Genomic DNA, 18,918 nt, shown 5'->3' on the forward strand with positions numbered 1-18,918 from the left:
TCAGAGCGACATGCGGTAATGCAGAGCGAAGCTCTCGACCCCGTCGTTGGGCTGGCTGAGTCCGGCATTGGAATAGTGGATGGCGCGAATGCCGACTTCGTGGCCGCCGGCGAAACGCAGGCCGAAGCCGATGCGGTCTTCGAACTGGAACGAGGACCCCAGGTCGTTGCTTTCCAGTTCGGTGTTGGCGAAGGCCGCGACACCGATACCGGCCTCGATGTATGGCTTGACCGAGTCGCCGGCGAACTCGTAGACGAACACCGGGGCGAACGACAGGCTGTGGTTGCTCGAAGTCTTGTCGCCGTCCCAGTAGGTGTAGCCGGCGTCCCAGTAGCCGGTCAGGCGACCGACGCTGGTCTGCCACCAACTGACGTCCCAGGCGGACTCCAGGCCGAGGCGATAGGTCATGGTGGAATCGCTGGTCTGCCCCACGGCGAACGTGACGTCAGCGGCCTGCGCAGTGAATACGTACCCCAAGGTTGCGGCTGCAACCACAGCCAAGCAAAGTTTCTTCATGAGAAACGTCCTTTATAGGAAATCCTGTTCGTTGGTTTTTTGTCTCATCAGACAACTTAGTAGAAATCAGCGCTTACAAAGGAGTTCAGTGGCATTTCGACATTTTGTGAAAATTTTGTCGATTTACCGAGTGAAGCTTTGCACACCGTCGGATTTCTTCCACAGCAAAGGCAGGATGTTTCTCAAATGATCGGGGTCAGCGCTGGTCCAGAATTGCGTCGGCCGTGCCGGCCCGCTGGCCAGCAGGTTGCGCTCGGCGAGCAGGCGCTGCAGCTGGCGGGCGACCGCGGCGCCGGTGTCGATGATCGCCACGGACGCCGGGACCATTCGGCTCAGCAGCGGGCGCAGGAAGGGATAGTGGGTACAGCCAAGGATGATGGTGTCGCAGCCCGCGGCCAGCAGGGGTTCGACATAGCCCTGGAGCATCCGCTGCAGGACCGGGCTGTTCAGGTCGCCGGCCTCGATCAGTTCCACCAGGCCGGGACAGGGCTGGGTCACCACCCGCACATCACTGGCGAAGCGATCGAGCAACGCGGCGAACTTGGCGCTCTGCAGGGTGCCGGTGGTGGCGAGGACTCCCACCACCCCACTGCGGGTCGCCGCGGCGGCCGGCTTCACCGCCGGCTCCATCCCCACCAGCGGCCACTGCGGAAAACGCTCGCGCAGGTCGGCGGCGGCGGCCACGGTGGCGGTATTGCAGGCCAGGACAACGGCCTTGACACCCTGCTCCTGGAAGAACTCGGCCACGCTGCGGCAGCGCTGGCGAATGAACTCGGGAGACTTCTCGCCATAGGGAATGTTGCCGCAGTCCGCCACGTAGAGCAGCGACTCGTCGGGCAGCAGGCGGGCGATCTCGGCCAGCACCGACAGGCCGCCGACGCCGGAATCGAACACGCCTACCGGCGCCGCCGCAGCCTCAGCCATGAGCGCTCCCGCACACGGTGCAGGCCGGATCGCGCTTGACCCGCAGCTCGCGGAAGCGCGTCCCCAGCGCATCCACCAGCAGCAGGCGGCCCACCAGCGGTTCGCCGAAACCGGCCAGCAGCTTCAGCGCTTCCAGGGCCTGCAGGCTGCCGACCAGGCCCACCAGCGGGCCAACCACGCCGGCCTCGCTGCAGGTCAGTTCGGCGTCGCTGCCGTGGCCATACAGGCAGTGGTAGCAGGGGCTTTCCGGGCGGCGCGAGTCGAACACCGACAACTGCCCTTCCAGGCGAATCGCCGCGCCACTGACCAATGGCTTGCCGGCCTTGACGCAGGCGGCATTGACCGCCTCGCGGGTGGCGAAATTATCCGAGCAGTCCAGCACCAGATCGACGGCGGCCACCGCGGCGGCGAGGGAATCCTCGTCCAGCGCGCGGCGGTGGGCGACCAGCTCGATATCCGGGTTCAGCCCCCGCAGGCGCGCCAGCGCCGAATCCACCTTGGGCTGGCCGACCGCGGCGACGTCATGAATGATCTGCCGTTGCAGGTTGGTCAGGTCGACCGTGTCGAAGTCCGCCAGGTGCAGGCTGCCAACCCCCGCCGCCGCCAGGTAGAGGGCCACCGGCGAGCCGAGGCCGCCCAGGCCGACGATCAGGGCGCTGGCGTTCTTCAGGCGCAACTGGCCGTCGATATCGATCTGGGCCAGCAGAATCTGCCGGCTGTACCGCAGCAGTTCTTCGTCGCTCAGCACGGCAGGCGCCCCAGGGTAATACGCTCGTGAGCGTTCAGGTCGAGGTGGCTTTCGATCTGCTCGAAGCCGTGGCGGGCCAGCAGCTCACGCACCGCGGCGGCCTGGTCGAAGCCATGCTCCAGCAGCAGCCAGCCACCCGCGAGCAGATGCGCCGGGGCTTCGGCGATGATCTGGCGCAGGTCGTCCAGACCGTCCTGCCCGGCGACCAGGGCGCTGCTCGGCTCGAAACGCACGTCGCCCGCCACCAGGTGCGGGTCCGCGTCGGCGATATACGGCGGGTTGCTGATGATCAGTTCGAAGCGCTGCCCGGCCAGGGCACTGAACCAGTGGCTGGCAAGCACCCTGACGTTGTCCAGCTGCAGGCGCTGGCGGTTGCGCTCGGCCAGGGCCACGGCCTCCTCGACGCGATCCACCGCAGTCACCTGCCACTGCCGGCGCTCGCTGGCCAGGGCCAGGGCGATGGCACCGGTGCCGGTGCCGAGGTCGAGGACCCGGGCCGGGCCGCTGGACTGCAGGCGCATGGCGGTCTCCACCAGCAACTCGGTTTCCGGACGCGGGATCAGGGTGTGCGGGGCGACTTCCAGGTCCAGGTTCCAGAAGCCCTGCTGACCGAGAATGTAGGCCACCGGTTCGCCGGCGCGGCGGCGCTGCAGGTAGTCGGCGAAGGTCTGCGCCGCCTCGCTGGAGACGATGCGCTCCGGCCAGGTGTGCAGGTAGCTGCGGGTCTTGCCGATGGCGGCGGCCAGGAGCAGTTCGATATCCAGGCGCGCGGTGGGCGAGTCGGGAAGCTCCGCGCCGCGGAGCAGGCTGGCGATGATGGTCATTTAGTCACCCAAAGCGGCCAGTTGGTCGGCCTGGTATTCCGCCAGCAGCGGTTCGATCACGGCGTCCACGCCACCCGCCAGCACGTCGTCCAGCGAGTACAGGGTCAGGTTGATGCGGTGGTCGGTGACCCGGCCCTGTGGATAGTTGTAGGTACGGATGCGCTCGGAGCGGTCGCCCGAGCCCACCTGCAGCTTGCGCTCCGAGGCCATGGCGCTCTGCGCGGCGCTGGTCTGCATGTCGTTGAGCTTGGCCGACAGCCAGGACATCGCCCGGGCCCGGTTCTTGTGCTGCGAACGCTCTTCCTGGCACTCCACCACGATGCCGGTGGGTAAGTGGGTGATGCGGATCGCCGAGTCGGTCTTGTTCACGTGCTGACCACCGGCGCCGGACGCGCGGTAGGTGTCGACGCGCAGGTCGGCCGGATTGATCTCGATGGCGACCTGTTCGTCCGGCTCCGGCAGCACCGCCACGGTGCACGCGGAGGTGTGGATACGGCCCTGGGACTCGGTCTCCGGAACCCGCTGCACGCGGTGCGCGCCGGACTCGAACTTGAGCTTGCCGTAGACGCTGTCGCCCTCGACCCGGGCGATGATTTCCTTGTAGCCGCCGTGCTCGCCCTCGTTTTCCGAGAGGATTTCCAGGCGCCAGCCGCGTCGCTCGGCGTAGCGCGAGTACATGCGGAACAGGTCGCCGGAGAAGATCGCCGCCTCGTCACCGCCGGTACCGGCGCGGATTTCCAGGAACACGTTGCGCCCGTCGTTGGGGTCCTTGGGCAGGAGCATGCGTTGCAGCTCCTTTTCCAGTTCCTGCAACTGCTCCTTGGCTTCGCGCACTTCCTCCACAGCCATCTCGCGCAGATCGGGATCGCTGTCCTTGAGCAGAGCCTGGGCGCCCTCCAGATCGTCCTGCAGCTTGCGCCACTGCACATAGCCGGCGGCCACCGGTTCGACTTCGGCGTATTCGCGGGAATAGGCGCGGAAACGGGTCTGGTCGGAAATGACCTCGGCATCGCCGAGCAGGGCGGTCAGTTCCTCGAAGCGGTCCTGGAGAATCTCCAGTTTGTTCAGCAGCGACGCTTTCATTGCGGGGTTTTATCCGTCGGGCCCTCGTTGAGGGCGAAGAGTTCCTGGGCCATGGCCAGCGCATCGACGCGGCCTTCGGCGGAGAGCTTTTTCAATTGCACGCTGGGGGCATGCAGCAACTTGTTGGTCAGGCCACGGGCCAGTTGCACCAGCACGTCCTCGGCGCTGGCGCCATTGGCCAGCAGGCGCTGGGCCTTCTGCAGTTCTTCGTCGCGCACACGCTCGCTCTGCTGGCGGTAGGCCTTGAGCACATCCACCGCGGCCAGTTCGCGCAGGCGCGACATGAAATCCTCGGCGCCGACCGTGACCAGTTCCTCGGCGGCCTGGGCAGCGCCCTGGCGGCTCTTGAGGTTTTCCGCGACCACATCGTGCAAGTCATCGACGGTATACAGGTAGACGTCGTCCAGCTCGCCGACTTCCGGCTCGATGTCCCGCGGCACGGCGATGTCGACCATGAAGATCGGCTTGTGCCGGCGCAGCTTCAGCGCGCTTTCCACCGCGCCCTTGCCGAGGATCGGCAACTGGCTGGCGGTGGAACTGATGACGATGTCGCTGTTGACCAGTTCCTGCGGGATGTCCGCCAGCAGCACCGCGTGAGCGCCGAACTGTTCGGCCAGGGTGCTGGCACGTTCCAGGGTGCGGTTGGCCACGACGATGCGGCGCACGCCCTGCTCGTGCAGGTGGCGGGCGACCAGGGTGATGGTCTCGCCGGCACCGATCAGCAGCGCCTGGCTGCGCCCCAGGTCACTGAAGATCTGCTTGGCCAGGCTCACCGCGGCGAAGGCCACCGACACCGGGTTCTCGCCGATGGCGGTATCGGTGCGCACCTGCTTGGCGGCGCTGAAGGTGGCCTGGAACAGACGGCCGAGCAACGGGCCGATGGTACCGGCCTCGCGCGCCACGGCATAGGCGGACTTCATCTGGCCGAGGATCTGCGGCTCGCCGAGCACCAGCGAATCGAGCCCGGAGGCGACCCGCATCATGTGCCGGACGGCGTCATGGTCCTCGTGGATATAGGCACTGGCACGCAGTTCGTCGATGCTCAGCTGGTGATAGTCGGCCAGCCAGCGCAGCACGCTGTCCGCCGCCAGATGGTCCTGCTCGATGTACAGTTCGCTGCGGTTGCAGGTCGAAAGGATCGCGGCTTCGCGGCTGGCGGTCAGTCGGCAGAGCTGCTGCAAGGCTTCGACCAGCTGCTCGGGGGTAAACGCCACGCGCTCGCGTACGTCTACCGAGGCAGTCTTATGGTTGATACCGAGGGCAAGAAAGGCCATTCAAGGTCGCTGGTTGTGACGTGAAGCCGATAATTGTCCTACTTCGCTGGATCGAGAACAACCACCGCTCGCGATTGTCTCTATAGACTGTATCCACAATCCCCATCGCGAGTGGGTTTGCCATGACGCTTGTGTCATGATGGCCCGACCGCAGGTTAGCCGCTCAAAATCCTCATTATGAATAGATCTTCCGCGTTGCTTCTCGCTCTTGCCCTGCTCCAGGGCTGCCAGGTCCTGCCAGGCGCCGGGGAGGCCACGACGCCCGCCGGGCAGCAGGCCGTGGCGCCGGCAGCCGCGCCCGAGCCGACGGTCTATGGCTCGTTCAGCCAGGAAACCCTGTACAGCCTGCTGGTCGCCGAGCTGGCCGGGCAGCGCAACCGTTTCGACATCGCCCTGGACAACTATGTGGCCCAGGCCGAGAAGACCCAGGACGCGGCAATCTCCGAGCGCGCCTTCCGCATCGCCGAATACCTCGGCGCCGACCAGTCGGCGCTGGACACCTCGCTGCTGTGGGCGAAGAACGACCCGGAAAACATCGACGCGCAGCGCGCCGCGGCCATCCAGCTGGCCCGCGCCGGACGCTACGACGACTCCATGAGCTACATGGAGAAGGTCCTGCAGGGCCAGGGCGACACCCATTTCGACTTCCTCGCCCTGTCCGCCGCGGAAACCGACCAGGACACCCGCGACGGCCTGCAGAAAAGCTTCGATCGCCTGCTGCAGAAGTACCCCGACAACAGCCAGCTGGTGTTCGGCAAGGCCCTGCTGCTGCAACAGGACGGCAAGTCCGAGCAGGCCCTGGCGCTGCTCGAGGCCCAGCCGCCGAAGGACGACAGCGAAATCGCCCCGATCCTCCTGCGCGCGCGCCTGCTGCAGAGCCTGGACCGCGGTTCCGAGGCCCTGCCGCTGCTGCGCAAGAGCATCGCGCGCAACCCCGACGACAAGCGCCTGCGCCTGACCTACGCGCGCATGCTGGTGGAGCAGGACCGGGTCGACGACGCCAAGGTCGAGTTCGCCAGCCTGCTCCAGCAGTACCCGGACGACGATGAACTGCGCTATTCGCTGGCCCTGGTCAGCCTCGAAGCCAAGGCCTGGGACGAGGCCGCCGGCTATCTGCGCGACCTGATCGAGCGCGACAGCCACGTCGATGCCGCCCACCTCAACCTCGGCCGCATCCGCGAAGAACGCAACGACCTCGAAGGCGCCCTGGCCGAATACGCCCAGGTCGGTCCGGGCAACGACTACCTGCCGGCGCAGCTGCGCCAGGCCGATATCCTCATTGCCAACGGACGCACCGACGAAGCCTTGCGGCGCCTCGACGAGGCCCGCGAAAACCAGCCCGACTACGCCATCCAGCTGTACCTGATCGAGGCCGAGACCCTCGGCAACAACCAGAAGGAAGAGCAGGCCCTGCGCGTCCTGGAAAAAGCCATCAAGCAGTACCCGGACGACCTCAACCTGCTCTATACCCGGGCGATGCTCGCCGAGAAGCGCGACGATCTGTCGCAGATGGAAAAGGACCTGCGCAGCATCCTCGTCCGCGAGCCGGAAAACGCCATGGCCCTCAACGCCCTCGGCTACACCCTGGCCGACCGCACCACGCGCTACGGCGAAGCCAAGCAACTGATCGAGAAAGCCCACCTGCTCAGCCCGGAAGATCCCGCCGTGCTCGACAGCCTCGGCTGGGTCAACTATCGCCTGGGCAACCTCGACGAGGCCGAGCGCCTGCTGCGCCGTGCCCTGGAGCGCTTCCCCGATCACGAAGTCGCCGCGCACCTGGGCGAAGTGCTCTGGGCCAACGGCAAACGCCGTGAGGCCCGCCAGGTCTGGGCCAAGGCCTTCGAAGCCCAGCCCGACAGCCCCATCCTGCGCAAGACCGTCCTGCGCCTGACCGGATCCGAGACCCTGTAAGCCTATGTTCCTGCGCCACATCATCACCTTCAGCCTGATTGCCCTGCTCGCCGGTTGCGCCGGCTTCGGTTCCCGCGAGGCCGTCCAGGGCCAGGGCAGCCCGCAACTGTGGAAGGCCCACAAGCAGCAGTTGAGCACCCTCGACGGCTGGCAGATCAACGGCAAGGTCGGCATCCGCGCGCCTAAGGACTCCGGCAGCGGCACGCTGTTCTGGCTGCAACGCCAGGACTACTACGACATCCGCCTGTCCGGCCCGCTGGGCCGCGGCGCCGCGCGCCTGACCGGACGCCCGGGCCAGGTGGTGCTGGAAGTCGCCAACCAGGGCCGCTTCGAAGCCCCGACCCCGGAAACCCTGCTGGCCGAACAGCTGGGCTGGGAATTGCCGGTGTCGCACCTGGTCTGGTGGGTCCGCGGCCTGCCGGCACCGGACAGCAAGAGCCGCCTGACCCTCGACAGCGACAGCCGCCTGGCAAGCCTGGAACAGGATGGCTGGCAGGTGGAATACACCCGCTACACCGAACAGAACGGCTACTGGCTTCCCGAGCGGATCAAGATGCACGGCCAGGACCTCGACGTGACCGTGGTCCTCAAGGAATGGCAACCCCGCCAGCTGGGGCACTGACATGACCAGCAGACTGACCCTGCCAGCCCCGGCCAAGCTCAACCTGATGCTGCACATCCTCGGCCGCCGCGCCGACGGCTATCACGAGTTGCAGACCCTGTTCCAGTTCCTCGACCACGGCGACGAACTGAGCTTCGCCGCCCGCGAGGACGGCGAGATCCGCCTGGTCACCGAGATCCCCGGGGTGGACCACGACAGCAACCTGATCGTCCGCGCCGCGCGCAAGCTGCAGCAACTGACCGGCACCACGCTGGGCGCCGATATCTGGCTGGACAAGGTCCTGCCCATGGGCGGCGGCATCGGCGGCGGCAGCTCGGATGCCGCGACCACCCTGCTCGGCCTCGACCACCTGTGGAACACCCGCTGCAGCGAAGACCAACTGGCCGAACTGGGCCTGGGCCTGGGCGCCGACGTCCCGGTGTTCGTCCGCGGCCACGCCGCCTTCGCCGAAGGGGTCGGGGAAAAACTCACCCCGGTCGACCCGCACGAACCCTGGTACGTCGTGCTGGTACCGCAAGTCTCTGTAAGTACGGCAGAAATTTTTTCGCATCCTTTGTTGACACGTAATTCAAAGCCCATTAAAGTGCGCCCCGTTCCCGAGGGAAACAGTCGAAATGACTGTCAAGCGGTAGTTGAGCAGAGTTACCCAGAAGTACGTAACTCCTTGAATTTGCTAAACAAATTCACTGATGCAAGACTTACCGGTACTGGAAGTTGTGTGTTTGGGGCCTTCCCAGGCAAAGCCGAAGCTGATAGAGTTTTGGCCCTTCTTGCAGACTCCCAAACAGGGTTCGTGGCAAAGGGAAGCAACGTTTCGATGTTGCATCGCAAGTTACGAAGTCTGCGCTAGGAATCGAGTACCAGGTACTCGCAGCAACAGATACAGGGGCGTCGCCAAGCGGTAAGGCAGCAGGTTTTGATCCTGCCATGCGTTGGTTCGAATCCAGCCGCCCCTGCCATTTTCCTTATACTCATCCAGGTATACCCTCAGCCTTCAGGTACTGCGCGTGTCCAAGATGATGGTCTTTACGGGGAACGCCAACCCCGATCTGGCTCGGCGCGTCGTGCGTCAGCTGCATATCCCACTGGGTGATGTTTCTGTCGGCAAGTTCTCCGACGGCGAAATCAGCACTGAGATTAATGAAAACGTCCGCGGTAAGGACGTCTTTATCATTCAGCCGACTTGCGCGCCAACCAACGATAATCTGATGGAACTGGTAGTGATGGCCGATGCCTTCCGCCGCTCCTCTGCGTCCCGAATCACCGCCGTGATTCCTTATTTCGGATATGCCCGCCAGGACCGCCGTCCGCGTTCGGCGCGTGTAGCGATCAGCGCCAAAGTCGTCGCTGACATGCTCACCGTCGTGGGTATCGACCGTGTTCTCACCGTCGACCTGCACGCTGACCAGATCCAGGGTTTCTTCGATATTCCGGTAGATAACATCTACGGCTCCCCCGTTCTGGTGGATGACATCGAAGACCAGCGTTTCGAAAACCTGATGATCGTCTCCCCGGACATCGGTGGTGTCGTGCGTGCACGTGCCGTCGCCAAGTCCCTGGGTGTCGACCTGGGTATCATCGACAAACGCCGCGAGAAGGCCAATCACTCCGAAGTGATGCACATCATCGGCGACGTCGAAGGACGTACCTGCATTCTCGTCGACGACATGGTCGATACCGCCGGCACCCTGTGCCACGCGGCCAAGGCCCTGAAAGAACACGGCGCGGCCAAGGTTTACGCCTACTGCACGCACCCTGTACTCTCCGGCCGCGCCATCGAGAACATCGAGAACTCCGTGCTCGACGAGCTGGTGGTGACCAACACCATCCCGCTGTCCGCCGCCGCACAAGCCTGTGACCGTATCCGCCAGCTGGATATCGCACCGGTCGTCGCCGAAGCGGTTCGCCGCATCAGCAACGAAGAATCGATCAGCGCGATGTTCCGCTGAGGCGCAAGCCCGGCGAACCTCCGTTGACGTAAAGCGCCCCGCCCCAACACCTGTTGTTGGGGCGGGGCTTTTTTGCCCTCTCCGCTTCGGCATTGGTCGCAAATGCCACGCGGAGCCGGCTAATTTTGGAGATACAAAATGACCGATTTCATCCTGAACGCCCAAGCGCGTACTGACCTGGGGAAAGGTGCGAGCCGCCGCCTGCGTCATGCCGCCAACATCCCAGCCGTTGTCTACGGTGGTAACAAGGACGCCCAGTCCGTGACCATCCTGGCCAAGGAAATCACCAAGCTGTTCGAAAACGAAGCTGCCTTCAGCCACGTTATCGAACTGAACGTCGACGGCGCCAAGCAGAACGTCATCGTCAAGGCCATGCAGCGCCACCCTGCCAAAGGCTTCATCCTGCACGCTGACTTCGTCCGCGTCGTGGCTGGCCAGAAACTGACCGCCGTTGTTCCGGTTCACTTCGTCAACGAAGAAGCTCCGGTCAAGAAAGGCGGCGAGATCTCCCACACCCTGAACGAGATCGAAGTTTCCTGCGAAGCCAAGGACCTGCCTGAGTTCATCGAAGTCGACCTGGCCAACGCCGAAGTCGGCACCATCATCCACCTGTCGGACCTGAAAGCTCCGAAAGGCGTGGAGTTCGTCGCTCTGGCCCACGGTGATGACAAGGCTGTTGCCAACGTTCACGCTCCGCGCGTTGCTCCAGAAGCAGAAGGCGCTGCCGAGTAATCTACTCGGTTCGCCGGTGTTGCCCGGGTGGCGGTGATCACGCCGCCACCCCCAACTCCAAGGAAGAGCCCCTGACGTGACCGCCATCCAGTTGATCGTCGGCCTGGGAAATCCCGGCCCCGAATACGAACAGACCCGGCATAACGCAGGGGCTCTTTTCGTTGAACGCATCGCCAGCGCCCAGCGTGTCAACCTGACCGCTGACCGCAAGTATTTCGGCCTGACGGCAAAATTCAGCCATCAGGGCCATGATGTTCGTCTGCTGATCCCCACCACCTACATGAATCGCAGCGGCCAGTCCGTTGCCGCTCTGGCCAATTTCTTCCGAATCGAGCCGGATGCCATCCTGGTGGCCCACGACGAACTCGACCTGCCTCCCGGCGTCGCCAAGCTCAAGAAGGGCGGCGGCCACGGCGGGCACAACGGCCTGCGCGACATCATCGCGCAGCTCGGCAACAAGAACGACTTTCACCGTCTGCGGCTTGGCATCGGCCACCCGGGTGATGCCAAGCTGGTGTCCAACTTCGTCCTCGGCAAGGCGCCGCGCGCCGAGCAGGACAAACTCGACGCCAGTATCGATTTTGCCCTCGGCGTGCTGCCGGACATCCTCGCCGGCGAATGGGCGCGTGCGATGAGAGAGCTGCACAGCCAGAAGGCCTGACTTCACGAAGAGGGATTCACCATGGGATTCAATTGCGGCATCGTCGGCCTGCCCAACGTCGGCAAGTCCACCCTGTTCAACGCCTTGACCAAATCCGGCATCGCGGCGGAGAACTTCCCCTTCTGCACCATCGAGCCGAACAGCGGCATCGTGCCGATGCCGGACGCCCGCCTGGACGCCCTGGCGGCCATCGTCAAGCCGCAGCGCATCCTGCCGACCACCATGGAATTCGTCGATATCGCCGGCCTGGTGGCGGGCGCGTCCAAGGGTGAAGGCCTGGGCAACAAGTTCCTCGCCAACATCCGCGAGACCGATGCCATCGCCCACGTCGTGCGCTGCTTCGAAGACGAGAACGTGATTCACGTGTCCAACAGCGTCGACCCCAAGCGCGATATCGAGATCATCGACCTGGAACTGATCTTCGCCGACCTCGACAGCTGCGAGAAGCAACTGCAGAAGGTCGCGCGCAACGCCAAGGGCGGTGACAAGGATGCCCTGGCGCAGAAAGCCATCCTGGAAAAACTGATCCCGCACTTCACCGAAGGCAAGCCGGCGCGCAGCCTGATGAAGAACATGGGTGACGACGAGAAGGCCGTGATCCGCGGCTTCCACCTGCTGACCAGCAAGCCGGTGATGTACATCGCCAACGTCGCCGAAGACGGTTTCGACGACAACCCGCACCTGGACGTGGTCCGCGCCATTGCCGAAGAAGAAGGCGCGGTGGTGGTGCCGGTGTGCAACAAGATCGAGGCGGAAATCGCCGAGCTCGACGATGGCGAAGAGAAGGACATGTTCCTCGAGGCCCTGGGCCTGGAAGAGCCTGGCCTGAACCGGGTGATCCGTGCCGGCTACGCCCTGCTCAACCTGCAGACCTACTTCACTGCCGGCGTGCAGGAAGTCCGCGCCTGGACCGTCCGCGTCGGCGCTACCGCGCCACAGGCCGCCGGCGTGATCCACACCGACTTCGAGAAAGGCTTCATCCGCGCCGAAGTGGTCGCCTATGACGACTTCATCCAGTACAAGGGCGAAGGCGGTGCCAAGGAAGCCGGCAAATGGCGCCTGGAAGGCAAGGACTACATCGTCAAGGACGGCGACGTGATGCACTTCCGCTTCAACGTCTGACGATTTTTTCTGATCTCAGGAGCGCTTGGCAGCTCTCGGCGGACTGAGCAGACCCTGCAAAATCAAGGGCTTGCCAAACAATACGATCTGCTGAGCGTTCCTATTGTTCATCGAGGTCTGAAAAATTCGGGGGTAGCGTTGGGGGTACATCTCCCCACAGTGGAGTCCAACGATGCCCGAGAATCTGCTCACCGACGCCAAGATCAAGTCGGTCAAACCTGCTGATCGAGACTGGAAATTTTCAGACGGCGAGGGCCTGTTCCTGCTGGTCAACCGGCTTACCTACGCCATGCGCGATATGAATCTGGGCCGGGGAACGACGTCCCATTGCTGGCGCACCAGCTTTTCGACCCTGGGCGCCTGAGTGCGGCAGAGCACAGAGGACTGGAGCCTATAAACGGGGCAATCCAATGATTAAAAAGGGGTAATTTAGGCATTAATACCCCTTTATAGACCGTGATTTACGTGGTCGCCCCCTTGCCAGACAGGGCGACAACAGGGTAACCAAACGACTTTAATGAGGTATTACAAAAGACAATACCCCATTTAACGACTATGATTGCCCCGTTTAGACCGCCTGAGCCTACATTTCCATGCACTCGCTTACCCCCGAGTACCTCACCGCGCTTCGCTTCGATGGTATCCAGGCCGCCACACTGCGCGCATTGGGCGAGTATCAGGGCAAGCAACAGCTCTACGCCGCCCAGTCTCCGGAAGCCCTCAAGGGCCTGCGCCAGATCGCAGTGGTCGAATCCACCGAATCATCCAACCGATTGGAAGGTGTCGTCGTCGCGCCCTCGCGGCTGAAGTCCCTGGTCATCCGCAATGCAGCACCGAAGAGTCGCTCCGAACAGGAGATCGCCGGCTACCGCGATGCCCTGGCATTGATCCACGAATCTGCTGCGCACATGCCCTTCAACGAAGGCATGGTGCTGCAACTGCACACCATGCTTTACCGCTACATGCCGCAGGCAGGCGGGCGCTGGAAAGCCACTAACAACGACATCATCGAACGTCACCCGGACGGCACATCGCGGTTGCGCTTCCAGCCGGTCGCCGCGCACCTGACGCCGATGGCCATGGCCGATCTGACTCGGCACTACGCCACCTCACTGGATCAGCATCTGGCCGACCCACTGGTGTTGGTGCCGCTGGCGATGCTCGACTTCCTGTGCGTCCACCCCTTCCCGGACGGCAACGGCCGCATGTCCCGCTTGCTGACCTTGTTGCTGCTCTACCACTTCGACTATGCCGTGGGCCGCTACATCAGCCTGGAACGCATCTTTGAAGAAACCAAGGAAGGCTACTACGAGACGCTGGAAGCCAGTTCGCAGGGCTGGCATCAGGGGCAGCATGACGTCAAACCCTGGCTTGACTACTTCTGGGGTGCCCTGCTGCGGGCGTACCGCGAGTTCGAGGAGCGTGTCGGCACCATTGAGCGTGGCCGCGGCAGCAAAGGCGACCGGGTGCGCGCAGAAGCCCTGGGGCGAACCCTGCCGTTTTCGATCTCGGAGATCGAGGAAGCCTGCCCAAGCGTGAGCCGTGACATGGTGCGGCTGGTGCTGCGGGCAATGAAATCAGAGGGATTGATCGAATCGACCGGCAAAGGGCGTGGGGCGAAATGGAAGCGCATCACGGCAGGCACCGCCGGTAATACGGTGGTTCTGGCACCCGGTTACCAGATGGATCAGTGAGGCCCCCCAATGGATAACGTTTTTCAATTCCGCGACCAGCTCATTGAACACTATGGTAGTTTTTCCCGCAGCTTCGTTCGCATCGCCACACCCGATATCCAGGCCGAGGTAGAACATCTGGCCGCTCGGTTTTTCAGGCTGTCGACCGCGATCTTGAAGATGCTGAAGCTTGCCAAGGGTTGTGGCAATCCCGATTTTTCAATGTGCGGGTGATCGACTTCGTGGACGAGGGTAGTGTCGCACTGATGAGAATGTGGGATAAGCGCCAAGCAGGCTACAAAGCGATGGGGTACCGCATGACCGACTCCCTGCTTACCCTAGATCTGCTTTGAACGTAACTTCACTGCGCAGAGAGCACCCTCCCCGCTGAAAAATCCCCACGCGACACAACCTGTCGCCCCCCTGGCCGAAGATAGTCGAAAGACCAGGAGGAGCATTCCATGAAGAACGTATTGGCCGTCATCGGTCTGGCCGTGGTGCTGAAGAAAGGCTACGAGCTGTACTGCGAATACAGCGAGATGAAACGCGAACTGGAAACCCGCAAGCCGGCCACGCCGTCCTGAGCGCGCCGTGCCTGTCGACCTTGGTCGCAGGCCCGCGCACGATAAGTAGCAAAGCGCCATTATTGTCGGTAGCATCCGGGCAACGTGGCGCCAGGTATTCAACTCACTGGCGGTCAAAACAAGGTCGTTCCCCCATGTCACAAGCGAAGGATACGCTGCTCAGGCTATTTGCCTTGCTGCGCCTCATTCCCACCGAGCCTCATCGCATCGCGACCACAACGCTGCTGGAAAAACTGCGCGAACGGGGCTTTTCCGTCACCCTGAGATCGATCCAGCGTGACCTCAATCGCCTGTCGATGCCCTTCTCGCTCGTCTGCGATGCCAGCGAAGCGCCGTTTCGCTGGAGCTTCACCCGCGATGCACCGCTGGACCTGGAGGACATGGACGCGCCCACCGCGCTGGCGCTGTTCCTCTCGGAAAACCACCTCAATACCCTGCTGCCGCAGACCGTCCTCGATCAGTTCGGCCCGCAGTTTCGTCGCGCCCGCAACTTTCTCGGCGGCCTGGGCGGCAACGAGCTGGCAGGCTGGGCCAGGCGGGTGCGCACCCTGCCCTACGGCAAGACCCTGATCCCGGCGCCGGTCAGCGCGCAGACCTGGGCCCAGGTGTCCACCGGGCTGCTGGAACGCAGGCTGCTCGACATCGCCTACATGAGTCGCAGCAAAGGCGAACTCAAGCGCCTGCGCATACACCCCGCCGGCATGGTGTCGCGCCATGCCGTCAGCTACCTGGTCGGCTCCGTCGATGGCTATGGCGACCTGCGCCAGTTCGCCCTGCACCGCATCGAGGAAGTCAGCGTGCTTGACCAGCCGAGCCTGGAGCACCAGGACTTCGATGTGGACGCCTATATCTCCAGCGGCGTGTTCAGTCACCGCGAGGCCGAGGCCCAGGTCGAACTGATCGCCGACGTGCGTCCGCAGATCGCGGTGCTGCTCAGCGAAACACCGCTGAGCCAGCAACAGACCTTGAGCGACGGCGAGGAAGAAGGCTGGAAACGCCTGCACGCCACCGTGCCACTGGACCGGGAAACGCTCTGGTGGATCTTCGCCCTCAACGAAAACATTCGCCTGCACGCGCCAGCGGTGTGGGTAGACGAAATTCGCCAGCGCCTGCAGTCGATGCAGGCGCTTTACCAGGACACGCCTGCCTCACCTCAGGCACAACCTGCCTGAACCCAACGAACCCCGAAAAGGATCCTGCCATGCCACTTCCTCTCATCCTCGGCGCCGCGGCGCTGGTCACTGCCGCCTACGGCGCCAAGAAGGGCTACGACGGCTATCAGAAGCACTCGGAAGCCGACGATATCGTCAACGCCGCCAAGCAGCGCTATGACAGCAACCGCAAAACCTTCGACACGCAGGAACGCAACACCGTCCTGGCCCTCGAAGCACTGGGTCAGGAAGAGCTGAGGATCGGGCAGAACTTCAACGACTTCAAAAACCTCGCCGACAAGCTGCTGGAAAAAATGAACGCGGGTCGCCAGGACAAACTGGAACTCAACATTCCCAAGCACAAGCTCAAGCGCGTCGAGAACTACAGCTACACCGCCATCGGTGTGCTGGGCGCCGCCGCCGGAGCCGGCGCCGCGGGCGCGGCCGCAGGGTTCGCGGTGTACGGCGGGGTCATGGCCCTGGGCGCGGCGTCCACCGGCACGGCCATCTCGTCGCTGGCCGGCGTCGCGGCGACCAACGCTACCCTGGCCGCCATCGGTGGCGGTTCGCTCGCCACCGGCGGCCTGGGCATGGCGGGCGGCACCGCGATCCTCGGCGCCGCCGTGGCCGGCCCGGTGCTGGCCATCGCGGGCTGGGCCTACGACAGCCATGGCGAGGAAGCCCTGAAGAACGCCAACAAGGCCAGCCAGGACGTCGACAGCGCGGTCAGCAAGCTGGAAAAGGCCCGCAAGCAGCTGAGCCAGGCGGAAGACTACGCCTTCGACATCAACGATGTGCTGAAGTCGGTGTACGGCCAGTTCGACAAGTACTTCGAACACCTGAAGTACCTCGACCGCCATATCGAGGAAGTGCGCAGCCGTCGCCTCGACCCGCAGGTGGAAATGGCCAAGTTCAGCGACACCATCCTGCAACTGATCGACAACGGCTACGCCCTGGCCGCGATCCTCGTCGACCTGATCACCACCCCGCTGTTCAAGGTCAAGGAAGTCAACGGCGAGGTGGTCAAGGACAAGAACAACGTCCCGGTCATGGCCACCGACGCCGATGGCTCGATGATCCTCAACGCCGCCACCCTGGACCAGCAGATCGCCGACACCAGGACCAAGGCCGCCGCCATCAATCCGGCCTGACCCGCACGGGGCCGCAAGGCCCCGTCTCCCCGCTCGCTCCATTCATTCGTCAGGGACGCACCCCATGCACGCCGCCGCGCGAGATTTCCCCTGGGCCGAAGAGCTCGAAAAAACCGTCGTCACCAGCCTGGTCACCAGCTTCGGCCTGGACTTCCTGTTGTTCCAGGACAAGAAAGGCGGCGAGGTCGACACCATCCACAACGTGCGCAACGGCGTCTGGGCGACGGACGAGGCGAAACGACGCTACGACAAGCACATTGAAGCCGGGTACAACGCCAAGCCCTACCACCAGCACCCCGACTACATCGCCACCGGCGCGGCCGACAAGGCCAGGCAGGCGGCGGGCACGCTGCACGACCCCTACCGCAACACCGTCATGGCGGCCCACGAGCAACGCAACCTGGACCACGTGATCAGCGCCAGGGAAATCCATGGCGACCCCGGGCGCGACCTGGCCGGGCTCGACGGCGTGGCGCTGGCCAACCAGCGCAGCAACCTGCAGACCACGCACGAAAGCGTGAACAAATCGAAGAACCAGACGCCCATCAAGGAATACCTGGGCGAACTGCCCCGCCTGATCAGCCAAAATGAGGCAACCCTGAGCAAGGACCGCGAGCGCCTCACCCGCCTGCCCCGCAATACGCCGCAGGAGCAGCACAAGGCCCGCGAGCTGGAAGACAGCATTCGCAAGACCGAAAAGAAACTCACCGCGCTCAAGGCGGTGGACGCCGAAGGCATGCTCAAGCGCGATGCCGAGGCCCGGGCCGCCTACGACAGCCAGATCAACCACGCCTACTACACCAGCACGGCCTTCCTCCAGAACAGCGCGATCGCGGCCAGGAACGCGGGCTTCGCCATGGGCACCCGGCAGATGCTCGGCATGATCATGGCCGAGGTCTGGTTCGAACTGCGCGAGCAACTGCCCGCCCTGCTGGACAAACTCAGGCACCAGTTCAGCTTCGAAGCCTTCGTGGACAGCATCACCCGCTCGCTCAAAGGCATCTGGGAGCGCGTGCAACGGCGCTTCAGCGATTTCCTCGTGGCCTTCAAGGACGGCGCCTTCGCCGGCATCCTCGGCAGCCTGACCACGACCCTGTTCAACATCCTCGCCACTACCCAGGCGATGGCGATCAAGATCATCCGCGAGGTCTGGGGTCAGTTGGTCAAGGCCGTCAAGCTGATGGTCTTCAACCCCGATCAGCTGAGCTTCGTCGAACTGTGCAAAGCCGTGACCAGCCTGTTGTCGGTGGGCGCCGCCACCGTGGTCGGCTCCATGGCCTACGCCCAGTTGCTGCCGGTCTGCAGCTTCCCGTTTGGCGCCGAGCTGGCCGCCTTCGCCAGCGCGCTGGTCACCGGGGTGATTACCCTGGGCCTCAACTATTTCCTGCTGCACAGCGGGATGGCCGCCAAGCTGTGGGCCTTCGTCGAATCGCTGACCCCGCATGCCGGGGTCATCCGCGAATTCCAGGCGATCAACGCGGAGCTCGACCGCTACCTGCTCGAACTGGGCCGGCTGGAGTTCAACCTGGACGTGGAAGAGCTGCAGCTCTTCGCGATGGAACTGCAGGCGTGCAGCGACGAAACCCAGCGTGGCGCGGTCCTGCAAAAGGCCGTGGAGGCCCGCGGTATCGAATTGCCGTACGAGATGGGCAATGCGGCGAGTACACGCAGCTGGCTGGCTTCGCTGGTATGACCTTGCCGGCGTTCCCCTGCAGCCAGTGCGGCCTGTGCTGCCGCAATGTGCATCTGGCGCCGGTCACGCAGTATCTGGACCGCGGTGACGGCACCTGCCGGCATTACCACGATGCCGACCGCAGCTGCCTGATCTACGAGACCCGTCCGGACATCTGCCGCGTCGACCGCCAGTACCGCCAGCACTACGCCGGGCAGTACAGCTGGGAGGCCTTCGTGCAGGCCAACCTCGAGGTCTGCCACACGCTGCAACGCCTCGACGGTGCCTGACTGCGCAGTGCGCCTCACCCTGCCCGCAGGG

The 18,918-nt window shown here is 63.9% G+C and carries 21 protein-coding genes and 1 tRNA gene; 16 read left to right on the forward strand and 6 right to left on the reverse strand.

Going from position 1 to position 18,918, the window contains the following annotated elements; translation table 11 throughout:
* The 6 genes from RTI28_RS05070 to hemA form a co-directional block, all read right to left on the reverse strand.
* Positions 1-516: an acyloxyacyl hydrolase gene (locus RTI28_RS05070; RefSeq protein ID WP_316919420.1), complete on the reverse strand. Its 516-nt coding sequence runs from the start codon at positions 514-516 to the stop codon at positions 1-3.
* Positions 517-639: 123 nt separating this feature from the next.
* Positions 640-1,440: a glutamate racemase gene (gene murI, locus RTI28_RS05075; protein ID WP_316919421.1), complete on the reverse strand. Its 801-nt coding sequence runs from the start codon at positions 1,438-1,440 to the stop codon at positions 640-642.
* Positions 1,433-2,188: a molybdopterin-synthase adenylyltransferase MoeB gene (locus RTI28_RS05080; RefSeq protein WP_316919422.1), complete on the reverse strand. Its 756-nt coding sequence runs from the start codon at positions 2,186-2,188 to the stop codon at positions 1,433-1,435. Before RTI28_RS05080 ends, murI begins: the two co-directional genes overlap by 8 nt.
* Entirely contained in the window at positions 2,182-3,012 is an 831-nt protein-coding gene (gene prmC, locus RTI28_RS05085; protein WP_316919423.1) for a peptide chain release factor N(5)-glutamine methyltransferase, read from the reverse strand. Before prmC ends, RTI28_RS05080 begins: the two co-directional genes overlap by 7 nt.
* On the reverse strand, positions 3,013-4,095 hold the full coding sequence (gene prfA / locus RTI28_RS05090) for a peptide chain release factor 1 (RefSeq protein WP_316919424.1): 1,083 nt from the start codon (positions 4,093-4,095) through the stop codon (positions 3,013-3,015).
* Entirely contained in the window at positions 4,092-5,369 is a 1,278-nt protein-coding gene (gene hemA, locus RTI28_RS05095; RefSeq protein ID WP_316919425.1) for a glutamyl-tRNA reductase, read from the reverse strand. Before hemA ends, prfA begins: the two co-directional genes overlap by 4 nt.
* A gap of 177 nt (positions 5,370-5,546) precedes the next feature.
* Here hemA and RTI28_RS05100 point away from each other — a divergent pair, with 177 nt between their 5' ends.
* The 16 genes from RTI28_RS05100 to RTI28_RS05175 all read left to right on the forward strand — a co-directional run bounded on the left by RTI28_RS05100 (position 5,547) and on the right by RTI28_RS05175 (position 18,887).
* Positions 5,547-7,280 carry a tetratricopeptide repeat protein gene (locus RTI28_RS05100; RefSeq protein ID WP_316919426.1) on the forward strand — a complete coding sequence of 578 codons (1,734 nt, stop codon included), beginning with the start codon at positions 5,547-5,549 and terminating at the stop codon, positions 7,278-7,280.
* A gap of 4 nt (positions 7,281-7,284) precedes the next feature.
* The gene (gene lolB / locus RTI28_RS05105; protein ID WP_042127143.1) at positions 7,285-7,902 is read left to right on the forward strand and encodes a lipoprotein insertase outer membrane protein LolB; all 618 of its coding nucleotides are present in this window, start codon (positions 7,285-7,287) and stop codon (positions 7,900-7,902) included.
* 1 nt (position 7,903) lies between these two features.
* On the forward strand, positions 7,904-8,752 hold the full coding sequence (gene ispE / locus RTI28_RS05110) for a 4-(cytidine 5'-diphospho)-2-C-methyl-D-erythritol kinase (RefSeq protein WP_316919427.1): 849 nt from the start codon (positions 7,904-7,906) through the stop codon (positions 8,750-8,752).
* A gap of 34 nt (positions 8,753-8,786) precedes the next feature.
* Positions 8,787-8,861 (forward strand) — tRNA-Gln (locus tag RTI28_RS05115).
* Positions 8,862-8,909: 48 nt separating this feature from the next.
* Positions 8,910-9,851, forward strand: coding sequence for a ribose-phosphate pyrophosphokinase (locus RTI28_RS05120; protein ID WP_009405962.1), 942 nt, complete (start codon positions 8,910-8,912; stop codon positions 9,849-9,851).
* Between the two features lie 138 nt (positions 9,852-9,989).
* Positions 9,990-10,583: a 50S ribosomal protein L25/general stress protein Ctc gene (locus tag RTI28_RS05125; RefSeq protein ID WP_316919428.1), complete on the forward strand. Its 594-nt coding sequence runs from the start codon at positions 9,990-9,992 to the stop codon at positions 10,581-10,583.
* 76 nt (positions 10,584-10,659) lie between these two features.
* Positions 10,660-11,244 carry an aminoacyl-tRNA hydrolase gene (pth, locus tag RTI28_RS05130; RefSeq protein ID WP_009405966.1) on the forward strand — a complete coding sequence of 195 codons (585 nt, stop codon included), beginning with the start codon at positions 10,660-10,662 and terminating at the stop codon, positions 11,242-11,244.
* A gap of 21 nt (positions 11,245-11,265) precedes the next feature.
* Positions 11,266-12,366, forward strand: a complete 1,101-nt coding sequence (ychF, locus tag RTI28_RS05135) for a redox-regulated ATPase YchF (protein WP_316919429.1) — start codon at positions 11,266-11,268, stop codon at positions 12,364-12,366.
* Positions 12,367-12,538: 172 nt separating this feature from the next.
* Entirely contained in the window at positions 12,539-12,730 is a 192-nt protein-coding gene (locus RTI28_RS05140) for a hypothetical protein (RefSeq protein ID WP_316919430.1), read from the forward strand.
* A gap of 229 nt (positions 12,731-12,959) precedes the next feature.
* Positions 12,960-14,060: a Fic family protein gene (locus RTI28_RS05145; protein WP_316919431.1), complete on the forward strand. Its 1,101-nt coding sequence runs from the start codon at positions 12,960-12,962 to the stop codon at positions 14,058-14,060.
* A 9-nt stretch (positions 14,061-14,069) separates the two neighbouring features.
* Positions 14,070-14,273 (forward strand): hypothetical protein, encoded by a 204-nt coding sequence (locus RTI28_RS05150; protein ID WP_316919621.1) that lies wholly within the window; start codon positions 14,070-14,072, stop codon positions 14,271-14,273.
* Between the two features lie 227 nt (positions 14,274-14,500).
* Entirely contained in the window at positions 14,501-14,623 is a 123-nt protein-coding gene (locus tag RTI28_RS05155; protein ID WP_281177165.1) for a hypothetical protein, read from the forward strand.
* 134 nt (positions 14,624-14,757) lie between these two features.
* A complete protein-coding gene (locus RTI28_RS05160; RefSeq protein WP_316919432.1) occupies positions 14,758-15,795 on the forward strand; it encodes a WYL domain-containing protein in 1,038 nt (345 codons plus the stop codon).
* A 29-nt stretch (positions 15,796-15,824) separates the two neighbouring features.
* Entirely contained in the window at positions 15,825-16,925 is a 1,101-nt protein-coding gene (locus RTI28_RS05165; protein WP_316919433.1) for a hypothetical protein, read from the forward strand.
* A 64-nt stretch (positions 16,926-16,989) separates the two neighbouring features.
* Positions 16,990-18,618: a hypothetical protein gene (locus RTI28_RS05170; protein ID WP_316919434.1), complete on the forward strand. Its 1,629-nt coding sequence runs from the start codon at positions 16,990-16,992 to the stop codon at positions 18,616-18,618.
* The gene (locus RTI28_RS05175) at positions 18,615-18,887 is read left to right on the forward strand and encodes a YkgJ family cysteine cluster protein (RefSeq protein WP_316919435.1); all 273 of its coding nucleotides are present in this window, start codon (positions 18,615-18,617) and stop codon (positions 18,885-18,887) included. Before RTI28_RS05170 ends, RTI28_RS05175 begins: the two co-directional genes overlap by 4 nt.
* Positions 18,888-18,918 lie beyond the last annotated feature (31 nt).

This window comes from Pseudomonas sp. zfem002, from assembly GCF_032621685.1.
GTDB classification, from domain to species: Bacteria; Pseudomonadota; Gammaproteobacteria; order Pseudomonadales; family Pseudomonadaceae; genus Aquipseudomonas; species Aquipseudomonas japonica.

Coding starts and splice junctions, on each gene's coding strand:
- RTI28_RS05070 (WP_316919420.1), bottom strand. CDS start 516: ATGAAGAAACTTTGCTTGGCTGTGGTTGCAGCCGCAACCTTGGGGTAC.
- murI (WP_316919421.1), bottom strand. CDS start 1,440: ATGGCTGAGGCTGCGGCGGCGCCGGTAGGCGTGTTCGATTCCGGCGTC.
- prmC (WP_316919423.1), bottom strand. CDS start 3,012: ATGACCATCATCGCCAGCCTGCTCCGCGGCGCGGAGCTTCCCGACTCG.
- prfA (WP_316919424.1), bottom strand. CDS start 4,095: ATGAAAGCGTCGCTGCTGAACAAACTGGAGATTCTCCAGGACCGCTTC.
- hemA (WP_316919425.1), bottom strand. CDS start 5,369: ATGGCCTTTCTTGCCCTCGGTATCAACCATAAGACTGCCTCGGTAGAC.
- RTI28_RS05100 (WP_316919426.1), top strand. CDS start 5,547: ATGAATAGATCTTCCGCGTTGCTTCTCGCTCTTGCCCTGCTCCAGGGC.
- lolB (WP_042127143.1), top strand. CDS start 7,285: ATGTTCCTGCGCCACATCATCACCTTCAGCCTGATTGCCCTGCTCGCC.
- ispE (WP_316919427.1), top strand. CDS start 7,904: ATGACCAGCAGACTGACCCTGCCAGCCCCGGCCAAGCTCAACCTGATG.
- RTI28_RS05125 (WP_316919428.1), top strand. CDS start 9,990: ATGACCGATTTCATCCTGAACGCCCAAGCGCGTACTGACCTGGGGAAA.
- ychF (WP_316919429.1), top strand. CDS start 11,266: ATGGGATTCAATTGCGGCATCGTCGGCCTGCCCAACGTCGGCAAGTCC.
- RTI28_RS05140 (WP_316919430.1), top strand. CDS start 12,539: ATGCCCGAGAATCTGCTCACCGACGCCAAGATCAAGTCGGTCAAACCT.
- RTI28_RS05145 (WP_316919431.1), top strand. CDS start 12,960: ATGCACTCGCTTACCCCCGAGTACCTCACCGCGCTTCGCTTCGATGGT.
- RTI28_RS05150 (WP_316919621.1), top strand. CDS start 14,070: ATGGATAACGTTTTTCAATTCCGCGACCAGCTCATTGAACACTATGGT.
- RTI28_RS05155 (WP_281177165.1), top strand. CDS start 14,501: ATGAAGAACGTATTGGCCGTCATCGGTCTGGCCGTGGTGCTGAAGAAA.
- RTI28_RS05160 (WP_316919432.1), top strand. CDS start 14,758: ATGTCACAAGCGAAGGATACGCTGCTCAGGCTATTTGCCTTGCTGCGC.
- RTI28_RS05165 (WP_316919433.1), top strand. CDS start 15,825: ATGCCACTTCCTCTCATCCTCGGCGCCGCGGCGCTGGTCACTGCCGCC.
- RTI28_RS05170 (WP_316919434.1), top strand. CDS start 16,990: ATGCACGCCGCCGCGCGAGATTTCCCCTGGGCCGAAGAGCTCGAAAAA.
- RTI28_RS05175 (WP_316919435.1), top strand. CDS start 18,615: ATGACCTTGCCGGCGTTCCCCTGCAGCCAGTGCGGCCTGTGCTGCCGC.